This window comes from Magnetofaba australis IT-1, from assembly GCF_002109495.1.
GTDB lineage: Bacteria > Pseudomonadota > Magnetococcia > Magnetococcales > Magnetococcaceae > Magnetofaba > Magnetofaba australis.
Map to the genome: position 1 here is coordinate 60363 of NZ_LVJN01000021.1, position 23990 is coordinate 84352.

Sequence of the window (23990 nt, forward strand, 5' to 3'; positions counted from 1 at the left end):
ATTATTGTTTAAATCTCCTTCCATGATTCTGGCATTGGTAATCCCAAGTGGGATTACACTCCTCCATTCCTCCCCCGCCGTTTCCCTGCTGCTTGCGGCCGTCACGGTCGCGATCTTTTTGCGGATGCCTACCCTGCTGTAACTCCTTCTGCACGTCGATATTCATCCAACGTGGGGCGCTGGATGAGAGCGCATACCCGGGCACGCCGCCTTTCCAACGCTCTCCAGGAACGGAGACGCTACCGGTGGCGCGACTGCTGAACTCTTTGTTCACAGCCTGCGCCGCCTTCATGGGCGCCGTGTCGCTCCACGTATTGCGTTGTTGCACTGGCGGCGGATCGGGATTCACTGGCGGCTTGATGACTTGCGCGCTCCCCTGCGCCGTAGGCGGACCAATGGGCGCAGGGGGATTGACAAACGGAACCTCTTTAATTGGCCGGAAGGGGTCTTCAATCACCGGGTCAGGACCTCCTGAGAGCGGCCCAGCGCCGCGAAAGATCGGCCCCACGCCCGCATAGGGATTTTCTTCGGACTGCTGTTGTGGAGGGGATAAGGGCTGTGCGCCGAATGCATTGCCCCCCTGCGGCGAATGGGGATGCCCCCCTGCGGGAGATGGCGCGCCAGGATTGATCCCCGGTTGCGCCAGGGGCCCCGGCGCGGCAGGGGGCGTTGCCGGGGAGTGCTGAAACGGCAGCGGCGGCGGTTTGATGGGCGCAGAGGTCACGCCAGGGGGTTGCGGCGTCGGCGCGCCCCCCATCGGTCCCGGAGCATCGGTCGAAACCGAGGGCGGCAACACCGGGGGCGAGGCCGGACGCGCTACGTTGACTGGCGGCTTTTCAAATCCGCCGACGGGGGTGGCGTCCCACGGCGCCACCGGCGCCATGGGCTCATCAGTGTGGCGCAAGGAGATGCCGTCATCATCGCGCTGCGCCCATCCTCTGGGGCTCGCCTCCTGTCCCTCAAAGCCCATGGATACCGTACCGTCAGCGGACGCCCGCTGCGTCAACTGCGCGGCGACCTGATTCCAAGCGTCTGGATCCACCATGTTCTCCGACTGGAACTCATAGCGGGCGTTGAGATTGCCGCGCGTCATGCGCTGCGCGCCGGGGTGGGTGATCTTCTCCGCCAGGACCGGGCCCCGCACATCCACGTAGATCTGTTCGGCTTCGGCGCGTCGCTCCGGGTCCTCCTGAATATCGCTCCAACTCAATCCTGGGGGGTGTTTCCACATCGTTCATTCTCCAAATAGAGGGTTGCGTGGCTGCGGCCACAGTGAAATCCATATAATATCATGTTGCAGCAATACCTATTTGATTTTATTCTCTCCCCAAAACGCTCTGATATTCCCCAAAAACATTTTGTTTTTTCCAAAGCGGTCACACTTTGTTAAACTGCGTGATTAAGGCGGCAATCCTAGTCGCCAATTCACATAACTTTGGCGTATTTTATAACGCCGCTTGCTCTTGGAGAGGATGCGATGGGGATTTTACGAGTGATGGCGTTTGCGGCGATGCTGCTGGGCGCCACGGCGGCGCAGGCAGCCGAAGTGTTGATCATGCCATACATCCTCGGCGCTTCCGCCGGGAGTGATCTGGCCTCCGCCACTGAGAAGACGCGCAAAGCGTTGGAAGGGGCGGGATTTGAGATCGCCGGGGCCTACACCCCCTATGCCGGGGCCCATGTGATGGCCATCACCAGCGACGCGCAGAAGCAGTGGGCGGCCAAGTCGGAGAACGGCGGCTATGGTGCGGTGATCCGCGTCAGCGTGACCGAGATCGACGGCGGCGTGGAAGTGGCTTACAACAACCCGGTGTGGGTGGAGAACATCTACCGCATGGAGCCGGGCGGCAAAGCGTTGGCCGACAAACTGGCTGCGGCCATCGGCGCGCAAAAGGGCTTCGGCTCTTATGACGGTCTGGATGTGGATCGCGTGCGCCGCTATCAGTACATGATGTTCATGCCCAACTTCACCGACCAGGAGACTCTGGCCGACCATGGCGACCACGCCGCGGCGGTGGCGGCGGTGGAGAAGGGTCTGGCCAGCGGCGCGGGCGGAACCAGCAAAGTGTTCCGTGTGGACGTGACCCCGGATCAGACCCTGTTCGGCGTCGGTCTGTCCAGCGGCGACGGCGGCGACGAGAAGATCATGAACATCATCGACAAGGGCTCGCCCGCGCACACCGCGCACCTGCCCATGGAGGTGCTGGTCAATGGCGGCAAAGTGCTGGCGCTGCACGGCAAATTCCGCATCGCCCAGAGCTTCCCCGAATTGGGCATGGGCACCTTTATGGAGATCTCCTCGGCGCCCGACGCGATTCTGGATTCGCTGCGCGCCATGGCCAAGTAAGTCCAGCGCACCGATGTGACCATCGAGGGCCGATGCCTCTGCATCGGCCCTCTTTGTATAGAAGCCGCAGAACAGAATGAGACATGTGAAGCAAGAAGATGTTGAGGGCTGCGCCCTCAAACTCCCCTAAGATCAAAAACCAAACCGTGATTCAGGCCATCCATGGCCTTCACCCTTCGGGCTCGCTGCGCGAGTCCGATTCGGCAATCCTGCCGAATCGTGGGGCGCCGCCCTGGATTGCACACCTTTGGCCGCTGGGGTCGCGGACCCCAGACCCCGCCGCCGACCAGTCGGCGGCCAGTCAGACAGCGCAAGCTTCACCTGCGTCACGCAAACATTGGCCGTTCTGTGCAGTTCTGGTTTTGACTCACTCTATTGAGGCGGCATGACACAGAAACCGAGTTTAGGCCGTCGCGCTCTGGGCGCCTTGGGCGAACAGATAGCCGCCCGCGCCTATCGCCGACGCGGCTGTGAGATCATCGCCCGCAACGCCCGCACCCGCTATGGCGAATTGGACTTGGTGGCGCGTGACGGCGACGTTCTGATATTCTGCGAAGTCAAAACCCGACGCAGCCACAGCGCGGGCGCCCCCGCCGACGCCATCGATGCGCGCAAACAGGCGCGTCTGGCGCAATTGGCGGAGGCATGGCGCTTGCAACATCCCCAGTTGATGACGCTGGATTGCCGCTTTGACGCCGCCCTGGTGGCGCGCGACGGCATCCACTGGCGGGTGGAGATCATCGAAGACGCTTTCCGCCCGGGATGGTAAAAGATGAACCCCCAATGAGGGAGAGCAGCATGAAACGCACACGCCCGTGGAGCATGGGAATGGGCATTGCGCTGGCGCTGGGTTTGAGCGGCTGCGCGCCGCTGTTGCTGGGCGGCGGCGCGGCGGTGACCGGCGCGGCGGCGGAGCGGCGCGGCGCCATGAGCGTGGTGGATGACGCCTGGATCGACGCCAAACTCAACACCCTGTTTGTGCGCAGCGAGTCGGTGAAGTGGGGCAATGTGAGTTTCCGCGTCTATCGCGGCAAAGTGCTGCTCATGGGCACCGCCGAGACCGAGGCGGAAGTGAGCGAAGCGGTGCGCCTGGCGCAATCGGTCACCGGCGTCAAACACGTCTATAATGAGCTGAAAGTCCAATACGTCAGCGCCAAGGATATCGCCCACGACGCCTGGATCAGCGCCCAGGTGAAGGCGCGCATCTTCGGCGACGAGCACGTGCGCGGACTGGACATCCATGTGGATACGGTCAACCAGGTGGTCTATCTGACCGGTCTGGCCGACTCCCAGGCCGAGCGCCAACGCGCCGAGCGACTGGCCAGCATCACCCCCGGCGTCAAAGAGGTGGTGTCGTACATTGAAGTGGTGCCCAGCGACTATCCGGTGTCGCCGACCATGCCGGAGCAGAATCCCGAACCCGATACGGTGAGCAGCGACGTCTTGTGACAACCCCTCTGAGCCCTGAATTTCTGAATCAACTGCGCGCCGCTCTGGGCGCGGGCGAGTTGCTGACCGACGCCGCCGCGCTGGAGGCCTACGCCTGGGACAACACCGGCGTGCGCATGCGCCCGCAAGCGGCGGCGCTGGCGGTGGATGCCGCAGGCGTGGCGGCGGCGCTGGCCTGCTGCGCGCAACATAACGTACCGGTGACCCCGCGCGGCGCGGGCACCGGCAACGTCGGCGGCGCCCTGGCGCTGCACGGCGGCGTAATCCTCTCCACCCAACGCATGACCCGCATAGTGGACGTGGACCCCGCCGACCGCGTGGCGGTGGTGGAGCCCGGCGTGATCAACGCCACATTGCAACAGGCGGCGGGCGAACATGGTCTGTTCTGGCCCCCCGCCCCCTCCTCGGCGCGGGCCTGCTCCATTGGCGGCAATCTGGCCATGGGCGCGGCGGGCCCCAACTCCCTGCGCTATGGCGGCGCGCGCAACTGGACCCTGAGCCTGGAGGCGGCGCTGGCCGACGGCTCGCTGATTCACACCGGCTCGCGCGCGGCCAAGGATGTGGCCGGTTTCGATCTCACCAGTCTGCTGGTGGGTTCCGAAGGCACGCTGGGGATCATCACCCGCGCCACCCTCAAGCTGGCGCCTAAACCCACCCATGAGCGTCTGATGCGCGCCGCGTTCGCCTCGGTGGACGCCGCTGCGCAAGCGGTGTCGGCCATCATGGCCAGCGGCGAAGCCCCCGGCGCATTGGAGATCATGGACGCCGCCTGCCTGGATCTGCTGCGCGAGGCGGGCATGGCGATTCCCGAGGGCGCCCGCGCGCTGCTGCTGGCGCAGGCGGCGGGCGACGCCCAGAGCTGCGCCCTGCAAGCCGACGCGCTGCGCGATCAACTGCTGGCGCACAATCCGCTGGAGCTGTTCGTCGCTGCCGATGAGCAGGAAGCCAAACGCGCCTGGGAGGCGCGTTATAAACTCTCGCCGGCGCTGAAAAAGCTCTCTCCCAAACGGGTCAATGAAGATATCGTCGTGCCGGTGTCGCAACTGCCCGCCCTGTTTGACGGCGTAGCGCAGATCGCCGCGCGCTGGGAGCTGCCCTGCGCCAACTTCGGCCATGCGGGCGATGGCAATATCCACGTCAACTTCCTGGTGGATCCCGCCGACCCGGCGCAGACCGAGAAGATCGCCCCGGCGCTGGATCAGCTATTCGCCCTGGTCACGCGCCTGGAGGGGTCGCTCACCGGCGAGCACGGCGTGGGCGCCATGAAGCGCGACTACCTGACCTGGCAGACCGGAGTTCCGGCATGGGATTGGCAGCGTCGGATCAAGCAGCTGTTCGATCCCAACGGAATTCTCAACCCCGGCAAGATTTTTTCCGAAGATCCCAGACCCCGGCCCCATAGCGTGGTATAATCTTTCAACATATCGGGCCATATTGATCCTGTATTCCAGGCCGCAATTGACGTAATATCGCCGGATTGTGTGCGATACGTCATGTCGAATTTTGCGCGTTCCGGACGTTGTCTGTGCTGCTAACAAGCCAGACTGAGCGTGCGTTCGGAGCGATTGAGAGGGACACATCACCATGAGTGACGCGACCGCCGTGAAGATTGAAGAGATCCAACTGCCGGAAGGGTACAAGCCGTCTGACGACGAGGAGTACATGAACCCCACGCAGCGCGCCTATTTCCGCATGCTGTTGCTGGAGTGGAAACAGCAGCTCCTGCAGGACGCGGACAAGACCGTGCATGTGATGGGCGAAGAGAAGGCGGTGTTCGCCGACCCCACCGACCGCGCCACGCTGGAGACCGATCGCAACTTCGAGCTGCGCACCCGGGATCGCGAACGCAAACTGGTGAACAAGATCGACCGCACCATCGAGGTGATCAAGGCTGACGAATACGGCTTCTGCGACGCCTGTGGCGTGGAGATCGGCCTGCGTCGTCTGGAGGCGCGCCCGGTCACCGATCTGTGCATCGATTGTAAGACCAAAGAAGAGCAGATGGAGAAGACCCGTCGCAATGAGGACGACGACGACGAGGATTGATCCCCCGGCCGCGTTCGGCGCGGCGGCTCTGTGGTAACCAGACGCCCCGGCAGTTCGCTGCCGGGGCGTTTTGCGTTGGCGCGCAGCCGTGTTTTTTGCTCCCTGCTGCGCTATAATTTTTTGCGGCTCAGCGTTATGTCGTCACGCTATATAGTCGCTAGCATTCAAAAGTGAACAGATGGGCGCTGAAAGATATCGAGGGCGATGCCCTCGAGCTCCCAAGATCAACAACCAAACCGTGATTCGGGCCATCCATGGCCCTCACCCTGCGGGCTCGCTGCGCGAGTCCGATTTGGCGTTCCTGCCAAATCGTGGGCTCCGCCCACACCCGCTGGGGGCGCGGCCCCCAGCCCCCGCCGCCGACCAGTCGGCGGCCAATAGTCAGCGCAAGCCAGGCCAGCGTCACGCAAACAGTGGCTGTTCTGTGCAGTTCTGATTTCGCATGGCGATATGATTGGCGGGGATTCAACCGTCTGAGTAAAATAACGGGGCAGCGTCTCATCTTCCGCCCGCGCAAACTGTATTCAGCATAGAGGAACGCCATACGCCCATGGAGCTCTCTTCGGTCCACTTGACGCTGCTGTTCACCCGCGGCGTCTCCCTCACCCAGTGGGAAGAGGGCGGCATGCTGGAGCGGGAGCTGGCGCTCTATCGCGCCCTGCGCCCGAACCTGGGCCGCATCACCCTGATCACCCATGGCCATGGCGAGGACGCCCGCTTCAAACGGCTGCTGCCGGAGTTCGACATCGTCTACAACCGCTGGCGCCTGCCCACCTGGCGCTATGCGCAGTTTCTCAACGGCTTGTGGCGCCCCTGGCGACGCGGCAAAACCATCTTCAAGAGCAATCAAACCAACGGCGCCGACATCGCCCTGACCCTGGCCAAAAGCGCGCGCAAACCCTTCATCGCCCGCGCCGGTTACGCCTACGCCGACTTCGCCAAACGCAAACAGGGCTTCCACACCCTGCCCGCCGCCCGCGCCGCCATCCTGGAGCACCGGGTGTTCAACGGCGCCGACCGCTGCGTGGTCACCACCCGCGACATGGCCGACGACCTGACCACCCTGTATGGGGTCGAGCCCGAGAAAATTCGCGTCATCCCCAACTATGTGGAGTGCGAACGCTTCGCTCCAGACGGCGACAGCCCGGCGCCGGGAACCCCGCGCGCGCTGTTTGTGGGACGTCTCGACGAACAGAAGAACGTGCGCAATCTGCTGCTGGCGTTCAAAAACCTCAACGCCGAGTTGCACCTGATCGGCGATGGCCCGCTGCGCGCGGAGCTGGAGGCGTTGGCGCAACAGGAGGGGATCAACGCCCGCTTCCTGGGCCGCGTCAATCACGCAGAACTGCCGCATCACATCCTGCGCGCCACCCTGTTCATCATGCCCTCCCACTATGAGGGCCACCCCAAAGCGCTGCTGGAGGCGATGTCCTGCGGCCGCCCGGTGATTGGCGGCAACGCCCCGGGCATTCGCGGCGTCATCACCTCCGGCGAGAATGGTCTGCTGTGCGGCCACGAGCCCAGCCAGATCGCCGAAGCGACGCGCAGCCTGCTGGAGAGCAGCGCCCTGCGCGATAAATTGGCGTTGTCTGCGCGCCGCTACGTGATGGAGAACGTCACCCTCAAACGGGTGACCGAGCAGGAGTTGACCCTGCTCAAGGAGCTGGCGCGACGCCACTTCCACAATCCGGCGGGCCACGCCCTCTCCGACCCCGCCGCAACCCCGCGCAAGCGCGCAAGCGGATGAGCAATGCGCGCCCCCGCGTCACGGTGCTCATGGCCGCCTACAACGCCCAGGCGCACCTGACTGAAGCGTTGCAGAGCGTGGCGCAGCAACGCGATTTTGCGCAGTGGGAGTGCGTGGTGGTGGACGACGGCTCCACCGACGGCACCGCAGAGATTCTGCACGCATTCGCCCAGCGCGAACCGCGCGCGCGCATCCTCACCCTGCCGCAAAATGGCGGCCTCACCCACGCCCTGAATGTGGGTCTGGACGCCGCCCAAGGGGCCTACATTGCGCGCCTGGACGCCGATGACCGCATGCTGCCCACGCGTCTAGCGCAGCAGGTGGCCTATTTGGACGCCCACCCTGACGCGGTGGCGGTGGGCGGCGATTGCCAGCTCATTGATGAGGCGGGACGCCCTATGGAGCGCCGCGCCCTGCCCCGCAGTGATGATGAGATCGCCTGGCTGATGCTGTTCCATAACCCCTTCTTCCATAGCGCCATGACCTTTCGCGCGCGTCTCGACGATGCGCCGATCCGCTATGACCCGGCGTTTCACACCGCGCAGGACTACGCCCTGTGGAGCCAGCTGCAACGCCACGCACGCTTGGCCAATCTGGCGAAGGTTGTGTGTGAACACCGGGTGCACAATCAGCGCGTGAGCGCCGCGCGCAAACAGGAGCAGCAGCAGACCGCCGAGGCCATCAGCACGACGAATCTGCAACGCTTGGCCCCGCAGCGCAGGTTGGATTCGGCGCAACTCAAGCGTCTGCGCGAATTGATGAACTGCCCGCCGCCGCTGGATAGCGCCGATGCTCAAGCCGACGCCCTGATGTTGTTGGATCTGCTGGCGGCGTTTGTGGCCCAGCAGCGCGCACGCGATCCATATGAGAGCTGCGCGGCGGCGCGCCGTTTTGTGGCGGCCAAACTGCTGCGCGCCATCCCCGGCCCGGCGCTGGGTCGGGCGCTGTTCAATGGCCTGCTGCCCCGCGCCATCCGTCTGCATGGCGGCGCCGCGCGCGCCGATCTGCAGCGTCGCCTGCGCCGCGATCGCCCCACTCCACCGACCCATTCGAATTGATTGCGATCCCCCCTATTTTCTGAAAAAATAGTCCTGCGCCACAACCGATGCTTGACCCTTTGGCGCACTGTTGGCAGAATATCAGTAAACACTGTATCACCCTGTAAACGTAACTTTTTGTTGCAATTTTGTTAGATTTTCCCCGTCGGGAGAATCGGGGGATGCAACACAGCGGACAAGCTGGTTTCGCGCCCGGAACGACGCGCCGCTGTGTTGGAAGAGGCTAAGCCGAGAGAATAACGGCGCGCCGCTTCCTCTGGATCGTTTTCATTTCACTTTGCTGGACCATCGTGAAGGAGAAAGAAGATGAAAAAGAGCCTGAAAATTCTGGCCATCGCCGCGCTGCTGGGCGCGGGCGCGCTGATCACGGCGCAAGACTCCGACGCCTTCTGGGGACCGTTTGATCCCTGGGACTGGGGCGGCCCAGGTTGGGGCGGCCCGGGCTGGGGTTATCCGGGCGGTTGGGGCGGTTATCCGGGCTGGGGCGGCTACCCCGGCTGGGGCTACGGCGGCTATCCGGGCTACGGTTACGGCTATCCGGCCTGGGGCGGCTACCCCTACTACGGCGGCTATCCCTATGCCTGGCCGACTACACCGGCTGCAACCACCACCACCGACAAATAACCCTCTCGCCGCACAGGCGCTATAGAAAAGCCGGGACGGAGTCCCGGCTTTTTTTCTTCTCGTTATCCAAAACTGCGCAGAATAGCCAATGTTTGCGTGACACAGACTGAGCTTGCGCTGACTATTGGCCGCCGACTGGTCGGCGGCGGGGTCTGGGGGCTGCGCCCCCAGCGGGGCGTGGGGCAGCGCCCCACGGTGTGGTAGTTGATCTTGGGAGCTCGAGGGCAGAGCCCTCGATATCTTCCCTCGCCAATACCGCCAATGGCCAATTTTGAATTCGCTTGAGTATAACGCCAGCCGCGCCCTAGACGGTAAAGCGCTGCAACATCTGCGTAAGCTTGCCGCTGTTGTCGGCCAGCTCCTGGGCGTGGCGGCGCACCTGCTGGGAAAGATTTTCAAACCCCTTGGTGGCCTCGCCGATATCGCTCATGGATTTGGCCATGCGAGTGGTAATCTCCGAAGCCATGTCCACCCGCTCGGAGACTTCACTCTGGTGCTTGGCCGCCTCCGACACCTGCCCGGTAACGTTGCGCACCCCTTCGCTGCTCTCGGAGACCCGCCCGGCCACTTCGCTCATGCCCTGGGAGATCTCGCCGATGGAGCGCGTCGCTTCGCTCATCTGCTGCGATAGATCGCCCATGGCGCCCTGCACCCGTTGAGTGATCGCAGAGGTCTGCTCCATGGCGTCGGAGACATTCTTGAGCACCCCCTCCTGATCATCGGCCAGCTCCAGAATACCTGCGTTCTCCTCATGGATGCGGTCGATCTGAGAACCCATGTCGCGGCTCGCTTGGGCGGTCTGAGTGGAGCCGCTCTGGATGGCGTTGACTTGGTCGGCGATGGTGGCGGTGGCTTCGGCGGTCTGTTGCGCCAGCCCTTTGACCTCATTGGCCACCACCGCGAAGCCCTTGCCGGACTCACCGGCCCCAGCGGCCTCGATGGAGGCGTTGAGCGCCAGCATGTTGGTCTGATCGGCGATGTCGTTGATCAGCCCCACCACCTGATTGATGGCCTGCGCCGAGCGCTCCAGCGTGCCTGCCAGATCATTGGTGGATTTGGCGCGCGCCGCCGCCTGTTCGGTGTCTTGGCTGGCGCTGGCGCAGCGTTTGCGCATCTCGCGCACCGCCGTCTCCATCTCCTGCACCGCCTCGCGCACCGTACCCACCGCACGCAAGTTCTGCGTGGTCCCCTCGTGATTGCTCTCCAGCGCCTGATCCACCTGGCTGACCGCCTGCGCCACCTGCGCCAACCCCGTATCCACCTGTTCGATAGCCGCCGAAATGGCGCTGATGTCCTGATTCATGGCGGAGATCGCTTCACTGATATGCTGAAGATTCTGGTTGCCGCTCTCCACCGCTTCATTGGCTTCGCGCATGCGCGCATTGACGTCTTTGGATGCGGCGCAAGCCGCCTCGGCCATCTCCCGCATATTGCTGGCGCCGCGGGCGAACTCATCGGAAACATTGAGCAGATTGCTGGACAACCCATTCATCTCCCGCCCCTGGCCATTCATCTCCTGGGCGAGATTGCGCAAGGAGGCGACCATCTCCAACATCACATTCTTGATACATCCGGGCGCGCCTTTGGTTGATAACGCGCCGCTGTCGGCGCCCAGAGTGAGGTCGCCTTTGGCCACATATGCGGCGATGGTGGAGAGGGTCTCCAACTCGCACCCCATGGAGCGCAAAATCGAACGACTGACCATCAACGCCAGCAGCAGCGTCATGACAATCAACACCACAATGGTCACCGCCGCCTTAACCGCGTCAGCGCGAATGATGGCGCCCACGTCATCCAGATAGATGCCCGAGCCGACAATCCAGCCCCAGGGTTTGAAGAGTTTGACGTGGGAGATCTTCGGCGAGGGGACATCCTCATTGGGTTTGGTCCATTGATAGTCCACAAAGCCGGCGCCGTCCTGGTTCTTGACCACCTCAACCATGGCGTTAAACAACTGCTTGCCAGCCGGATCCTTGACCTGGGACAGATCGCGCCCATCCAGTTGCGGCTTGAGCGGATGCATGATCATCACCGGACCGGTATCGTTGATCCAGAAGTAGTTGCCGCCGTCATAGCGCAGCGCCTTGACCATGGCCTTGGCTTGCGCCTGCGCCTCTTGCGCGCTCATCTCCCCGGCCTGCTCCCGGGCGTGGAAGTGCTCCAGAAGACTATAAGCGACCTGCACCTCTTTCTTGACGAAATCGTGCCGATCTTCATACATGCGCGTCTGTTTGGAGTAGACCAACAGCACTCCTGTCAACGCCATGAACAGCGCCGCCAGGATGATGATGACGCCCAAGCGGGCGCGCAGGGAGAGTTGATTCAGCGCCAGTTGCATTGCGTGCTCCTTCATTACTTCCATAGCGTCAGCGCACAGGGTGTGCTGACGCCTGCCATGAGGGCCATGTTCATCGGACGAATCGACGGTGGACCGCCATCAAGGAGATTCATCCAGCCTATTGGAAGCAAAATTAATTTTTAGCACGTAAATGTCATGCACTTCAGGAAAGCATATCACATAGAATAAATCGACAATAATCGTAATCGTTTGTGTCTTGCTTGTACAAATACAGTTTATTCCCCTGTCAACCGTCGCCATAACAGGAAATATTAAATACATTAATCAGTGATTTATAAACACATGAAAAGACAATTATGGGGCATGCCTAACTATTACAGGATGTAAATATGGCATAAACACCAGCACCAATACCGCCAATTTTATCAAAACGTAACAAGCTGCCGTTGCATTTTGCAACACCCTCCCGTGCGGTCTCAGGGCGCATCTCAAACTGACGGGATCGGTTCACAGAGAAGGGACGCCGCATCAAGAGACGGGCGCGATGGCGCGGAGATTCGCAGGGGTCAACAGAGCGGAAGAAAACGCGGGACGCCGCGGACGCAACGTCATTGGTCGACGCAATATATATAGTCGCTAGCATCCAAAAGTGAACATATGGGCGCTGGAAGATATCGAGGGCTATGCCCTCGAGCTCCCAAGATCAACAGCCACACCGTGGGCTCCGCCCACACCCGCTGGGGGCGCAGCCCCCAGACCCCGCCGCCGACCAGTCGACGGCCAATAGTCAGCGCAAGCCGGGCCTACGTCACGCAAACATTGCGTGTTTGGATTTGTGTCATTCTGAATTCAAGCGACTATAGAGAGACAAACTCAGGGGCGAGGCAGAGCCTCCACCGCCAAACGAATGCGCGCGGCGGAGCCCTCCGGGTTGAAGGTGTGGGTAAAGGCGGCCACATAGGGCGCCGGATCCACCGGCTCCAGCATGAGCGGAGCTTCGGTCACCACCCGCGCATAGGCGTCAAACTGACACTGAATACGGCCATCAGAGTCGGCGCTGGTGTAGAACCCCGGGATGCGGCCATCGGCCATGGCGTCGCGATAGGCGTCGCACATGGGCCAATAGAGGGTCGGCGGCCGCCCTTCGGCCAACCCATCCACCGCCGCGCCGGAAAACAGCGTCACCACCTCATCGGCGCGGGCGCACCAGTAGGTGAGCGGGGCAAAGTCGATCAGGTACTCCTCGGCGGGAATCCCCGCCATCACCGCGCGCACCTGCTCCATGCTCTGTCGCGGATGCGGTTTGAGCACCAGGAATACATCCGGGCCGCGCAGCGACTCCACCATCTCCCGGTTCACCTGCTGAAAGTCCATGTGGTTGAATAGGAAGGAGGTGTCGTTTTTCATGGCGATGAGGATGACGCGCTTGCCGGGCGGAATGTGCGGTTTATCCTCCCCCACAAAGGCGTCCCATTCGGCATTGACGCGGGCGCGCCAGGCGGCTTCAAACTTGGGCGCGCCGCCCGCCAGCACCCCCAACCCCCGCTGCGCGGCGAACGCTTCCGCCTGCTCTGGCGCAATCAGCACAGTCAGATCATAGTCGGCGATGCGCTCGGCGATGGCGCCGTGAAACGCCGACACCGCCACCGGATACCCCACTAAAGGCGCGCCCGCCTCGCGCGCGGCGGCGTCGATCAGCATCACCGGGTTATAGGGCGTTTTGGGCTCAGGCTTGTGACTCTGAAACACCGCATGCGCGCCCTGCATCCACCGCTTGAGCGCCGCTTGCAGACCTCTGCGGCGCCAGCCGCTCAACCCGCTGCGCAGCGCCAACGGGTGCGCCAGATTCTCATACACACGGCCCAACAGATTACGCGGCGCCGTCAGGAATTGATCATCATACAGGCGGTTAAGCAGGAACTCGGGCATCGGATCGAACGCCCGCCAGCCATACAACACGCGATCGGCGATGCGCTCGGCCAACTGCACAAAGAACTGTTGGTGCTGCATGCGCGGCGCATGCAGAATCAGCAACTCCACTTGGCTCCCAGCGCGCGCGTACTCATAAATCACCGGCAGGATGAACTCCAGATCCTGAAGAGCGGCGTCACTGCTGACAAACAGCACGCGGGTCGGGGCAGCGTTCATAAGTTCTGTTCCATATAGTCGCTAGCATTCAAAAGTGCACATATGGGCGCTGAAAGATATCGAGGGCTCCGCCCTCGAGCTCCCAACATCAAAATCCAAACCGTGATTCGGGCCATCCATGGCCCTCACCCTTCGGGCTCGCTGCGCGAGTCCGATTTGGCGCTCCTGCCAAATCGTGGGCTCCGCCCATGTATGGTCCGCTCCGCCACGGCAAGAGAAAATGTCCACTGATGTGTGAGGCTTAGTCGCGCCCATGTATCCGGCCTGTTGATGAGGGGCTTGTCGCCCTCTGGCCCTGATGGAATTTGCGCGTGGCCCTCCTCAACACACCCTCGGCCTCTATGGGCCCTTGGGCGAAACAGGTTCTTGACCACGCAGGGCTATGCCGTTTCACGCCATCAATCTCGACTCTCTCTCGCAACCTGGCTGGTGGGATCTCTTTCTCTTTCCTTATCGGCCTGTTTTTCTTTTAGAGTTGTATTGCGCTCTCTCTACACAGCGGCGCTGGCCCCATAGGCCTCCTGCTTCACCAGCATCGCCCACGCGCTGCGCGCCATGCGGTTGGCCAGCGCCACCACCGCTCTATTTGCGCCGCGACGTTCCGACACCGACACTGCCCACTGGCTGCGGCGATCCGGCTTGTTTTCACACACGCGCAACGCCGCCCGCGCCCCATGAATCAACAGGGTGCGAAGATAACCGTTTCCCCGCTTGCTGATCCCCGTCAGCCACGCCTTGCCCCCTGTGGAGTGCTGATTGGGAACCAACCCTATCCATGCCGACAGCTCCCGGCCATTCTTAAACGCCCGCACATCCCCCACCGACGCCAACAGCGCCGTCGCCGTGATCGGTCCCACTCCCGGGATCGTCATCAGCAATCGACACTGCGGCTCCGCCTTGGCCAGCGCCTCAATCTCACGCTCATATTTGCCGATGCGCTCATCCAAATGCGCCAGCTCATCGCGCTCATCCTCCAGAATTACGCGAAAATTGGCGCTCATTTCCGAGCTCTCATCACTCAAAATCAGCACAATCGCCCGCCGCGCCTGTTTGATGCTCTTGGGAAAGACAATCTCATACTCGGCAAGCAGTCCGCGAATCTGGTTCACCAACGCCGTGCGGTTCTTCACCGCCAGACTGCGCACCCGATGCAACGCTAGAATTTCTTGCTGGGCAACGCTTTTGATCCCCACAAAACGCATATTCGGACGCTGTACCGCTTCACATATCGCCTCAGCGTCCACGCTGTCGTTCTTGTGCCGCTTCACGTAGGGCTTCACATATTGCGGCGCCATCAAACGCACTTCATGCCCATATCCCTGAAATTTCCGCGCCCAATGGTGGGCGCCGCTACTGGCTTCCATCCCCACCAGGCACGGCGGCAGTTGCGCCATGTACTCCAGGAGCTCGTCTCGTTTCAGTCGCTTCTTGAGAACGCTTTTGCCGCTCGCATCGACGCCATGCAACTGAAACACGCTCTTGCCCAGATCAATCCCCAGTACCCGTACCTGTCCGTTTTCGATATGATTGCTCATGGTCCGCTCCGACTCCGTTTAGATGGAAAAACACACCACCATCTTGGCCCATTGCGAGGCCGTTTGGGTAGCGGAGCGGACCATTCCATTACACCCGCTTAAGGGTCACAGACCCTATGACGATTTGGCAGGATTGCCAAATCGGACTCGCGCAGCGAGCCCGCAGGGTGAGGGCCATGGATGGCCCGAATCAATCCCGCCAAATTTCCATTGGAAATGTGCCCCATAGTCAGCGCAAGACCAACCAGTGTCATGCAAACATTGAGCGCTTTGGATTTGTGTCATTCTGGTTCCAAGCGGCTATATAGAGTCGAGTGCGGCAGGCGCGCATGTTATCACGCCGCAAAGGGGAAATCAGCGCCCCATGGGTTGACACCTTTTCCTCCCCGGCAGGATAATCAGGGATTCCGCCCTCGCCCTTTTCTGGAAAGAGCATCGATGCGTTTTCTGAAAAAATTGATCGCCGCCCTGATGGCCCTGTTCGGCAAATCTCCCGCCAAATCAAAAGGGAAAAAGGATGGCGACGGTAAAGCTCCAGAAGATATCTACCCCATGTGGTGAGGGAACTCCATGACCGCTCCCTCTCTGCAAGCGCGCGTGCGCGACGCTTTTGACCAGTATCACGACGACATTCTCTCCGGAACTTACGCATTTGGCGGTCGCCGCCTCTGGCGCCAACACCCCTATCTGGCCAACATGTTGGACGCTGCCGGCGGGGCGTATGATGACAACGCGCTGCTCACCATCAACAGCCTCGGACTGCGCGCCCGCGAGAATCCCAACCCTGAGGCGTTGCGCATCGCCCTGCTGGGCGGCAGCGTCGCCTTTGGCAGCTACGCGCCCAGCAACGGAACCACCATCTCCGCTCTGCTGGAGAAGCGACTGCGGCAATCCCTCGGCGCGCAGCGTCCGGTCGAGGTGTACAACCTGGGCGTCGGCGGCCATGTCATGGCGCAACACGCCATCATGCTGCACCACATCGCCTTGGAGCATTATCAACCCCATGCGGTGATCTGCCTGGCGGGTTACAACGACGCCCACAGCCTCTACAAAGGTCACGCCCCGGGTGAACCGCTGCAAAATGAGTTTGGCGCCATGCTGCGCGCCATGCAGACCGGCTCGCACCAAGCCTTTATCAAATTGGTGCTGATCCAAGCGCTACAGGCGCGTTACCGGAGCTTTGACGCCGTCATCAAGCGCCTGCAAGCGGTCAATCGCGCCTGGCGTGAAGCGGGCCAGGAGAGCCCCGCCCCCAGCGCACCCATCGACCCGGACCATCTGGCCGACGCCGAACGTCAACGCGCCCAACGCGGCGGCGCGCACATGGGCCGTCTGAGCCACCGTCTGCGCGCCATGCTGGCGGGACTGGGCATCCCCTATGTGGCTGCGTTGCAACCGATGTTGGGACGCGGCGAAAAACCGCCTGCGCCGATGGAGGCGTTGATTCTGCGCGAGTACCGCGCCTCGCGCGCAGGTTTCTTCCCCTTCATGAATGGGGTGTTTGACGCCGCCTGGACAGAGTTGAATGCGCCGACCCCGGCGGGGGTTGCGCAGGAGAAGTACGCCGCTGTGGACTGCTCGGTGGATTTCTCTGCGGTGGCGCGCCAACTTTTCGTCGACCCCGCCCACATGGGCGATGCCGGCAACGCCCTCGTCGCCCAGACGCTGGAGAGCGCGCTCACCCCCCTGTTATAGCGCCACAGGCCCTTCGCCAGCGCGGCGGCCAATCACGCCTGGGCGGAGAGTTCGATGCCGCCCTTTACCGCCTCCAGCAGCGTCTGCTTGCGGATCGGCTTGGTCAGATAATCATCACAGCCCATGCTCAGACATTTGTCGCGATCATCCTGCAGAGCGTGAGCGGTGAGCGCCACGATGCGCGTGCGCGGCGCGCTGCTCTGCGCCTCATGGGCGCGAATGCGGCGCGTGGCCTCGTAGCCATCCATCACCGGCATCTGCATATCCATGAGAATCAGGTCAAACGGTCCGGCGCCCTGAGTCGCCTCCACCGCCTCGGCGCCATTCTCCGCCAGGCTCAGTTGGTGCTCGGTGTTCTTCAGGTAGGATTGAATCAGCAGCGCGTTGTCCGGCGAATCCTCCACCAACAGAATCCGCAGAGGTTTGACCTCCTCCGGCGCCGCAGAGGGCGCTTCGGACGCGGCGTCGAGCATCGCCTCGCGCGGCGCTTCGCTCAATGGCAGGAAGAGATCAAACCGCGTGCCCTTGCCGCTTTCGCTCTGCACCGTGATCTCGCCGCCCATCAACTCCATCTGCCGCCGGGAGATGGCCAGCCCCAGACCGCTGCCGCCATGCTTACGCGCAGAACTCGAATCCACTTGGTGGAAGCTGTCGAAAATCCGCGCCAGATGCGCCTGTGGGATGCCGATGCCGGTATCCTCCACGCTCAACGTCACACCGCCTTCAGCCCTGGGTGCGGCGCTCAAGCAGACATTGCCGCTGGCGGTGAATTTGACCGCATTGCCCATCAGGTTGATCAACACCTGACGAATGCGCCGCGCATCGCCCACCCACCAGGGCCCCATGGTCGGATCCAGCGCCACCGCCAAGGTGAGCCCTTTGGCCTGCGCCGAACGCTCCACCAGACTTACCACCGAGCGACACAGATCCATCAAGTCGAACGGGCTGAGGGTCACCTCATCGACGCCCGCCTCCAGGCGCGAAAGCTCCAAAATATCGTCGATGATGGTCAGCAGCGCCTCGCCAGCGCGCTGTTGCACCTCCAGATAGGCTTCGCTCTCTTCTGCAGAACGCGCCTCCTTGAGCAGTTCGATCATGCCCAAAATGGCGTTCATGGGGGTGCGGATCTCATGGCTCATCATGGCCAGGAAGTCGCTCTTGGCGCGCACCGCCGCCTCCGCCTCCTCCTTGGCCCGCTGCAGCGCCAGCCGATCCTGCTCGCGCTCCGCCTCCAGCCGTTTGCGCTCGGTCACATCCTCCTTCACCGCCACAAAGTGGGTGATGGCGCCCTGATCGTTGATCACCGGCGCAATGGAGGCCGACTCCCAATAGAGCGCGCCATCTTTGCGTTTGTTATGAAATTCGCCCTTCCACTCGCGCCCGGCGGAGATCTCCGCCCACAACCGTTTGTACGCATTGTTGTCGGTATCGCCCGATTTGAGCATGGCCGGGGTCTGACCAATCATCTCATGCCGAGCGTAGCCGGTGGAGCGGCAGCAGCGGGAGTTGACATACTCAATGACCCCATGGGGATCGGTGATCACCACCGAGACCGGGCTCTGTTCCACGGCAAAGGCCAACTTGCGCATCTCTTCATACAAGCTCCAGCGCCGCTTGGCCTCCTCCTCCAACTGTTCGTGGCTCTCGGCCAAATCCTGATGGCTGCGCGTCAACTCCTGGGCGCTGCGTTGCAGCCGCAGCCAGGTGAACAGACCAAACCCCAACACCGCCAGCCCCACCAGGAACAGAAACCGGCGCAACGCATCGGTCTGCATCACCAGTTCGTTGTAATGCTTCACTTCAAAGCTGCGCAGTTGATCGGTGTCCGTATCCAGGCCAATGGAGAGCGCTTCGGTCAGCGCGCCCTCCACCAGCGGTTTGTAGCGGCTGATCACCTCGGCGTGACGTAGGATATGCTCCAGATCAACGCGCTCTTGCTGCTGGAGATCCTTGCCTAAGCGACGCAGGCGCCCCACCAGCTCCTGGATATCCAGCGGCCCCTCAATTTCCAATACGCCTGGCTGCGCGGCCACCATCACCGCATGCAGCAGATCGGTCATGGCGACATCCAGATGACGCTGTTTGAGCATCGCGACATCATCGTGCAGCGCCGTATGCAGGCCCTCCAACGCACGGGGAAAGTAAGTCAGGGAGTTGCGCAGAATCGCCAGGTCCGCATTGAAGTCGAACACCAACGACTCCTTGCGCGCCAACTTCACGCGCATGCGCTCCAGCACCGCGCGGGCTCCCGCGCGGTTCTGCAAAGAGGAGAACCGGCCCTGCAGCAGCCCAACCTGCTGTTGCATTCCCGCCAAAGCGTGATTGAGGGGATCAAAATTGGCCAGCGTGCCTTGTCGGGAGAGCGCCAAATCACGATTGAGCTGCACGTCAAAGCGCTCAATGGAGCGCATCATCTCCAGATTCTCTTCATGCAGGTGGCGGTCATAGCCGGTATGGAACGCCAACATCCCCATAGCGATGGCTGACAGCACCAACAGTGCTGGCGTGAGGTATGCGCGATAGCGCCGCATCATCGGCGCGGCTCCGGCAGTTCGCCGCTCAAGGCGCTGAGAAAGGCGACGATAAACGTAATTTCCTGGTCCGAGATGCGCCGTCCCAATTGGTATTGCGCCATGATGCGCACCGCCTCATTCAGTGTGGCCACAGAGCCGTCGTGGAAATAGGGCGGGGTCAACGCCACATTGCGCAAAGAGGGGATTTTGAAGCGCCCACGATCGCGTTCGCGACCGGTGACGTTGTAGCGGCCCAAATCCGCTTGGGTAATGGGCCCGCCGCGCTCTTTGAGATAGTCGCCAAACACGCCGAACTTCTGGAAGGCGTTGCCGCCGATATTGCGCCCCTGATGGCAGGAGGCGCAGCCCAAAGAGATAAACAGCGCATAGCCGTGCTTCTGATCGGCGTTCAGCGCATTGGGATCGCCGCGCATAAAGCGGTCAAACGGGCTGGGGGTAAGCAGGGTTTTTTCAAACGCGGCGATAGCGTCCTGGATGTTGGCGCCGGTCACGCCGTCGGCGTAGAGTTTGTCGAACCGCTGTTTGACCTCGGCGTCGCGCTGCAACTTGGCGGCGACCTCACGCCAATTGGTGTCCATCTCCACCGGATTGTGCACTGGCCCGGCGGCTTGTTCGAACAGATCGCGCGCGCGCCCGTCCCAGAACTGCCGGAAATTGAGCCCGCTATTGAGGACGGTGGGGGCATTGACGCCGCCCTGGCGCCCCCCCACGCCGGTGGAGACCGCCTCCTGATCCACGCCGCCTTGATTCAACGGATGACAGGTAGCGCAGGAGATGGTGTCGTCGCGCGATAGGCGCAGATCATGGAACAGAAAGCCGCCCAGTTCCGCTTTTTCACGATTAATCTGCAGACTTTTGACGCTGGGAAGGGGTTGCAGAGGGTTCAGGTAGGGGTCCCATCCGCTGGGCGCCTGCGCGCCAAGAGGTTGCGCCAAGACGCCAAACGGGGCAAACACGACGCAGTACAGCGCGACGCTCAGCGCCAAGCCTAATCGATGCCCCCGCCACACCATGACGTCCTCCGCTTGCGATGCCCCTATGCGACGTCCAGTATGCGACCTTCATACAACAGCTGTCAAACGCCGGACACCGTCTGCTCACACTTGACCAAAGAGTAAATGGAATATCCCGAAAAGATGCGACTGCTCTGCGATGATTTTCGGCTGAGGAGGAGGAGGAATGAAGGGAATCATAATAGCGTCGCGCTGCGATGCGCTTGCCACTGCGTTCGGCGCGCCGCTGATCCACGCGCCGCTGGGGACGCTGATGCAGGCGGGGATCCGCCACATTCTGCTCATCGCCTCATCCGCAGAGCAGATGGTGTATGCAGAACGCTTGGGCGACGGCGCCCAGTGGGGCGTCACACTCACCTATGCGGAACAGGGGCCCACACAGAGCACTGGGCGGGCGTTTCTCACCGCCGAACGCTTTCTCGGCTGCGCCGATTCGGTGTGCCTGATCGGCGGCGGAGATATTCTCCACGGCCCAAGCCTCGACAACGCATTGCGCACAGCCGCCAAACTGCGCGCGGGCGCACGCCTGTTCGCCCACCCCACTGTGGACGCCTCGCCGCAAACCGTCGTCCGCTACGACGCCGACGGCGTCGCCAGGGGCCTGGAACAGCGTGCGCCCACCGCCCATGAGCGTGTGATCACCGGCATCGGCTTCTATGATAATGAGGTGATCGACATCGCCAAGCATCTGGCCCGCCACAACGCCGAGGGCGCGACCCTGATCGATATTCAACGCGCCTATCTGCGCCGCGATCGGCTGCATGTGCAGACCCTACCACACCAGTGCATGTGGTTTGACGCCGCCAGCGACTCCGGTTGCGCGAACGCTGTGCGCTATGCGCAGACACTGCCGCCCCAGCGCCCGCTGATTGAAGACCCGGCGACACTGGCGCAACGACTGGGTTATCTCGACGCGCCGTAACGGGCGTCACTGGCAGCGGCGTCGTGTGCGTGCCATGATGTCGTCTCCATTCGCATATTCCCCAGACAGACGGGTCAGGCGTGAGTCTAAGCGGACAGATCAAACGGTGGCGCGGCGTGATTCCCGTGCTGATCCTCGGCGCCCTGGCGCTGTGGGTGGATTGGGGCCGCATGTACTCCATCGCGCGTCAGGCCGACCCCGCGTGGCTGGGCGTCGCTTTCCTGATCAATGCCGTGACCATTCTGCTGCAGGGGGTGCGCTGGCGCATGTTGCTGGCTTCCGACGGCGGCAATTGGCCCTGGGGACGCATTCTGCGCCTGCACGTCAAAGCCACCTTCTTCGATATCTTCACCCCGGGCCGCATGGGCAGCGACGCCGTGCGACTGGCGGCGGCGGCGCCGGAGAAGCGTCATCACGTGGCCGCCTCGCTGGTGGCCATGCGCCTGCAAGGACTTGCGGCGATTCTGCTCACATTGATGGCGGCGCTGCTGCTGACGCAGAGTCAAAAGCTGGCGTCGGCGCTGGGCTCGTGGGGGGCCTGGGCGCTGTGGCTGCTGGCGGTGGCGGGACTCAGCGGCGGGGTGTGGTTTCTGCTGCGCATGCTGCGCATGGCCGAGCGCTGGAGTGAACCGGAGGGGTGGCGCGGACGCATCGCCGAGCACGGCGCGCGCTTCGGCGACGCCCTGCGCGATGTGGGGCGCAATCGGCGTGTCTTGCTGCAATCGGGCCTGGTGGCGCTGCTGTTCGTGGTCATCGCCTGCGGCGTCTACTGGGCTGCGGGGCGCGGCTTCGGCGTTCCCCTCACCTGGAGCGACTGCCTGCTGGGCGTCCCCGCCATCATGATCGCCATCGTGCTGCCCATCACCGTGCATGGGCGCGGTTTCGCCGAACTCACCGCGCTGACCCTCTGGAGCGGTCCCGCCGCCGCCCCCGAGGCGATTCTGCTCACCTGCCTGGGGGTCTACGCCATTCAGTTGAGCCAGTCTGCGCTTGGTGGGCTGGGGTGGACTCCCGGCAAGTCCATGTCTGCCTGACGCAACGGCTTTGCGCTTGACTTCCCGCGCCAAACATGTACAGAATTTCTGTACAAATCAAGTGAGGACGCCATGCAAGTTATCAGTTACACGGATGCCCGCAAGAATCTAAAATCCCTGTTTGATCGCGTTGTAGATGACGCCGACGCCGCAATCGTCACCCGGCGCAATGGGGAAGATGTGGTGGTGATGGCCAAAAGTGATTTCGATGGCCTGATGGAAACGCTGCACCTGCTGGGATCCCAGGCCAATCGCACACACCTGACGCAATCCATTGAGGAGTATCGGCAAGGCGCGGCGCAACCACGCAATTTGGCGGAATGATCCTCGCCTGGACGCCCAGCGCCTGGGCGGACTATCTGTGGTGGCAAAGCCAGGACCGCGCCACCCTCAAACGCATCAACCGCATCATTGACGATACCTTGCGCCACCCGTTTGAAGGGCTCGCCAAGCCGGAACGCCTCAAGGGAGATCTGAGCGGTTTCTGGTCCCGCCGCATCACCCAGGAGCATCGGTTGGTCTACGCCGTGGATGGAAAAACCCTGACCATCATTGCCGTGCGGTATCACTATTGAATGCTATGAGGTCTCAATGCCCATTCTTGATTTTAAAGAAATTCCTGAAGCGCATATAGCAAGCGGTAAACAAGACGCTTTTGAACTGTTTGCCCGAGAATTCCTGCATGCCGTAGGCTATGACATTATTGAAGAACCGGACCGTGGAGCGGATGGTGGAAGAGACCTTATAGTAGAGGAAAAGCGAACAGGCGTTGGTGGGGAAACACGCGTCCGCTGGCTTGTTAGCTGTAAACACAAAGCACATAGTGGCAAATCTGTCAGACAAACTGACGAGCAAAACATTCGAGATAGAATTGAACATAATAAATGCAACGGTTTTCTTGGTTTCTACTCGATGCTTCCGAGTTCTGGGCTAAACCATTTCTTGCAAGAACTAAAATCAAATTTTGATGTTCAAGTCCTTGATAATGAGAAAATTGAACGGGAGATTCTTGGAAATAAAAACTGCTCAGTAATATTTGAAAGATTCTTCCCTTCATCATTCAGAAAAGCAAAGACCAATGTAACCCCTGCAAAAATATTCAATGAAGACACAAGCTTAAAGTGTTACCATTGTGGAAAAGAACTTCTAGACAAGAACTATTCAGGCAATGTAGTTGTATGGTATAAAGAGGAAAACAGTAAAAGGAAAACGAAAAAGTATATTGGTGTTGTAAAGGGTTCTGTGACAGAACACTGGAATTACAAAATGTGAATTTACTTGATGTTGGGTGTATTAATGCCTGGGAAGACATCTCTGACTTAACAATCCCGCACTTATATTTAAAATGGACCATCGGAATCATTAATGGACTTCACTCTAATTCTGTTTACTCAAATGATGCATTTAATGCATCAATAGATTTACTACTAAATCTATTCCCTTATGTTGCAAGAAATTTATCTGATCGTGAAATCAAACGTATGGAAGATCTATTTTCCCTCCCTAAAGCATTAGGTGGACTTGGATAACCAGAATGGA

At 61.3% G+C, this 23990-nt stretch carries 22 protein-coding genes; 16 read left to right on the forward strand and 6 right to left on the reverse strand.

Annotated features, from left to right (window positions below; all coding sequences use genetic code 11):
* Position 1: 1 nt before the first annotated feature.
* Positions 2-1231 carry a hypothetical protein gene (locus MAIT1_RS19110; protein WP_085446260.1) on the reverse strand — a complete coding sequence of 410 codons (1230 nt, stop codon included), beginning with the start codon at positions 1229-1231 and terminating at the stop codon, positions 2-4.
* A 246-nt stretch (positions 1232-1477) separates the two neighbouring features.
* Here MAIT1_RS19110 and MAIT1_RS19115 point away from each other — a divergent pair, with 246 nt between their 5' ends.
* The 8 genes from MAIT1_RS19115 to MAIT1_RS19150 all read left to right on the forward strand — a co-directional run bounded on the left by MAIT1_RS19115 (position 1478) and on the right by MAIT1_RS19150 (position 9271).
* Positions 1478-2347, forward strand: coding sequence for a hypothetical protein (locus MAIT1_RS19115; protein ID WP_143814962.1), 870 nt, complete (start codon positions 1478-1480; stop codon positions 2345-2347).
* A gap of 385 nt (positions 2348-2732) precedes the next feature.
* The gene (locus tag MAIT1_RS19120; protein ID WP_085446262.1) at positions 2733-3116 is read left to right on the forward strand and encodes a YraN family protein; all 384 of its coding nucleotides are present in this window, start codon (positions 2733-2735) and stop codon (positions 3114-3116) included.
* Positions 3117-3145: 29 nt separating this feature from the next.
* Positions 3146-3796, forward strand: coding sequence for a BON domain-containing protein (locus MAIT1_RS19125; RefSeq protein ID WP_158089627.1), 651 nt, complete (start codon positions 3146-3148; stop codon positions 3794-3796).
* A complete protein-coding gene (locus MAIT1_RS19130) occupies positions 3793-5208 on the forward strand; it encodes an FAD-binding oxidoreductase (RefSeq protein ID WP_241893520.1) in 1416 nt (471 codons plus the stop codon). Before MAIT1_RS19125 ends, MAIT1_RS19130 begins: the two co-directional genes overlap by 4 nt.
* A gap of 172 nt (positions 5209-5380) precedes the next feature.
* Entirely contained in the window at positions 5381-5842 is a 462-nt protein-coding gene (dksA, locus tag MAIT1_RS19135; protein WP_085446264.1) for an RNA polymerase-binding protein DksA, read from the forward strand.
* A gap of 550 nt (positions 5843-6392) precedes the next feature.
* Complete coding sequence (locus MAIT1_RS19140; RefSeq protein ID WP_085446265.1) at positions 6393-7589, forward strand: glycosyltransferase family 4 protein; 1197 nt, start codon at positions 6393-6395, stop codon at positions 7587-7589.
* Positions 7586-8647, forward strand: coding sequence for a glycosyltransferase family 2 protein (locus tag MAIT1_RS19145; protein WP_085446266.1), 1062 nt, complete (start codon positions 7586-7588; stop codon positions 8645-8647). Before MAIT1_RS19140 ends, MAIT1_RS19145 begins: the two co-directional genes overlap by 4 nt.
* Positions 8648-8953: 306 nt before the next feature.
* Positions 8954-9271, forward strand: coding sequence for a hypothetical protein (locus MAIT1_RS19150; RefSeq protein ID WP_085446267.1), 318 nt, complete (start codon positions 8954-8956; stop codon positions 9269-9271).
* 304 nt (positions 9272-9575) lie between these two features.
* On the opposite strand, the gene MAIT1_RS19155 is transcribed toward MAIT1_RS19150, so the two are convergent.
* The 3 genes from MAIT1_RS19155 to MAIT1_RS19165 all read right to left on the reverse strand — a co-directional run bounded on the left by MAIT1_RS19155 (position 9576) and on the right by MAIT1_RS19165 (position 15253).
* On the reverse strand, positions 9576-11609 hold the full coding sequence (locus MAIT1_RS19155; protein WP_158089628.1) for a methyl-accepting chemotaxis protein: 2034 nt from the start codon (positions 11607-11609) through the stop codon (positions 9576-9578).
* 834 nt (positions 11610-12443) lie between these two features.
* Positions 12444-13718: a glycosyltransferase gene (locus MAIT1_RS19160; protein ID WP_085446269.1), complete on the reverse strand. Its 1275-nt coding sequence runs from the start codon at positions 13716-13718 to the stop codon at positions 12444-12446.
* A gap of 491 nt (positions 13719-14209) precedes the next feature.
* Positions 14210-15253 carry an IS110 family RNA-guided transposase gene (locus MAIT1_RS19165; RefSeq protein ID WP_085446270.1) on the reverse strand — a complete coding sequence of 348 codons (1044 nt, stop codon included), beginning with the start codon at positions 15251-15253 and terminating at the stop codon, positions 14210-14212.
* A 438-nt stretch (positions 15254-15691) separates the two neighbouring features.
* Between MAIT1_RS19165 and MAIT1_RS22520 the strand changes: the two genes are divergently transcribed.
* The gene (locus MAIT1_RS22520) at positions 15692-15814 is read left to right on the forward strand and encodes a hypothetical protein (protein WP_275531652.1); all 123 of its coding nucleotides are present in this window, start codon (positions 15692-15694) and stop codon (positions 15812-15814) included.
* Positions 15815-15823: 9 nt separating this feature from the next.
* Positions 15824-16948 (forward strand): SGNH/GDSL hydrolase family protein, encoded by a 1125-nt coding sequence (locus tag MAIT1_RS19170; RefSeq protein WP_085446271.1) that lies wholly within the window; start codon positions 15824-15826, stop codon positions 16946-16948.
* A gap of 32 nt (positions 16949-16980) precedes the next feature.
* On the opposite strand, the gene MAIT1_RS19175 is transcribed toward MAIT1_RS19170, so the two are convergent.
* Positions 16981-19482, reverse strand: a complete 2502-nt coding sequence (locus tag MAIT1_RS19175) for a DAHL domain-containing protein (protein WP_085446272.1) — start codon at positions 19480-19482, stop codon at positions 16981-16983.
* The gene (locus MAIT1_RS19180; RefSeq protein WP_085446273.1) at positions 19479-20495 is read right to left on the reverse strand and encodes a cytochrome-c peroxidase; all 1017 of its coding nucleotides are present in this window, start codon (positions 20493-20495) and stop codon (positions 19479-19481) included. Before MAIT1_RS19180 ends, MAIT1_RS19175 begins: the two co-directional genes overlap by 4 nt.
* Before the next feature lie 166 nt (positions 20496-20661).
* Here MAIT1_RS19180 and MAIT1_RS19185 point away from each other — a divergent pair, with 166 nt between their 5' ends.
* The 6 genes from MAIT1_RS19185 (at position 20662) to MAIT1_RS21670 (ending at position 23980) form a co-directional block, all read left to right on the forward strand.
* Positions 20662-21417: a sugar phosphate nucleotidyltransferase gene (locus tag MAIT1_RS19185; RefSeq protein WP_085446274.1), complete on the forward strand. Its 756-nt coding sequence runs from the start codon at positions 20662-20664 to the stop codon at positions 21415-21417.
* Positions 21418-21497: 80 nt separating this feature from the next.
* Positions 21498-22451: a lysylphosphatidylglycerol synthase transmembrane domain-containing protein gene (locus MAIT1_RS19190; RefSeq protein WP_158089629.1), complete on the forward strand. Its 954-nt coding sequence runs from the start codon at positions 21498-21500 to the stop codon at positions 22449-22451.
* Between the two features lie 72 nt (positions 22452-22523).
* Entirely contained in the window at positions 22524-22775 is a 252-nt protein-coding gene (locus MAIT1_RS19195) for a type II toxin-antitoxin system Phd/YefM family antitoxin (protein ID WP_085446276.1), read from the forward strand.
* A complete protein-coding gene (locus tag MAIT1_RS19200; protein ID WP_085446277.1) occupies positions 22772-23026 on the forward strand; it encodes a Txe/YoeB family addiction module toxin in 255 nt (84 codons plus the stop codon). Before MAIT1_RS19195 ends, MAIT1_RS19200 begins: the two co-directional genes overlap by 4 nt.
* Before the next feature lie 16 nt (positions 23027-23042).
* On the forward strand, positions 23043-23723 hold the full coding sequence (locus tag MAIT1_RS19205) for a restriction endonuclease (protein ID WP_198947963.1): 681 nt from the start codon (positions 23043-23045) through the stop codon (positions 23721-23723).
* Entirely contained in the window at positions 23720-23980 is a 261-nt protein-coding gene (locus MAIT1_RS21670; protein WP_143814963.1) for a hypothetical protein, read from the forward strand. The genes MAIT1_RS19205 and MAIT1_RS21670 overlap by 4 nt, the downstream gene beginning before the upstream one ends.
* Positions 23981-23990 lie beyond the last annotated feature (10 nt).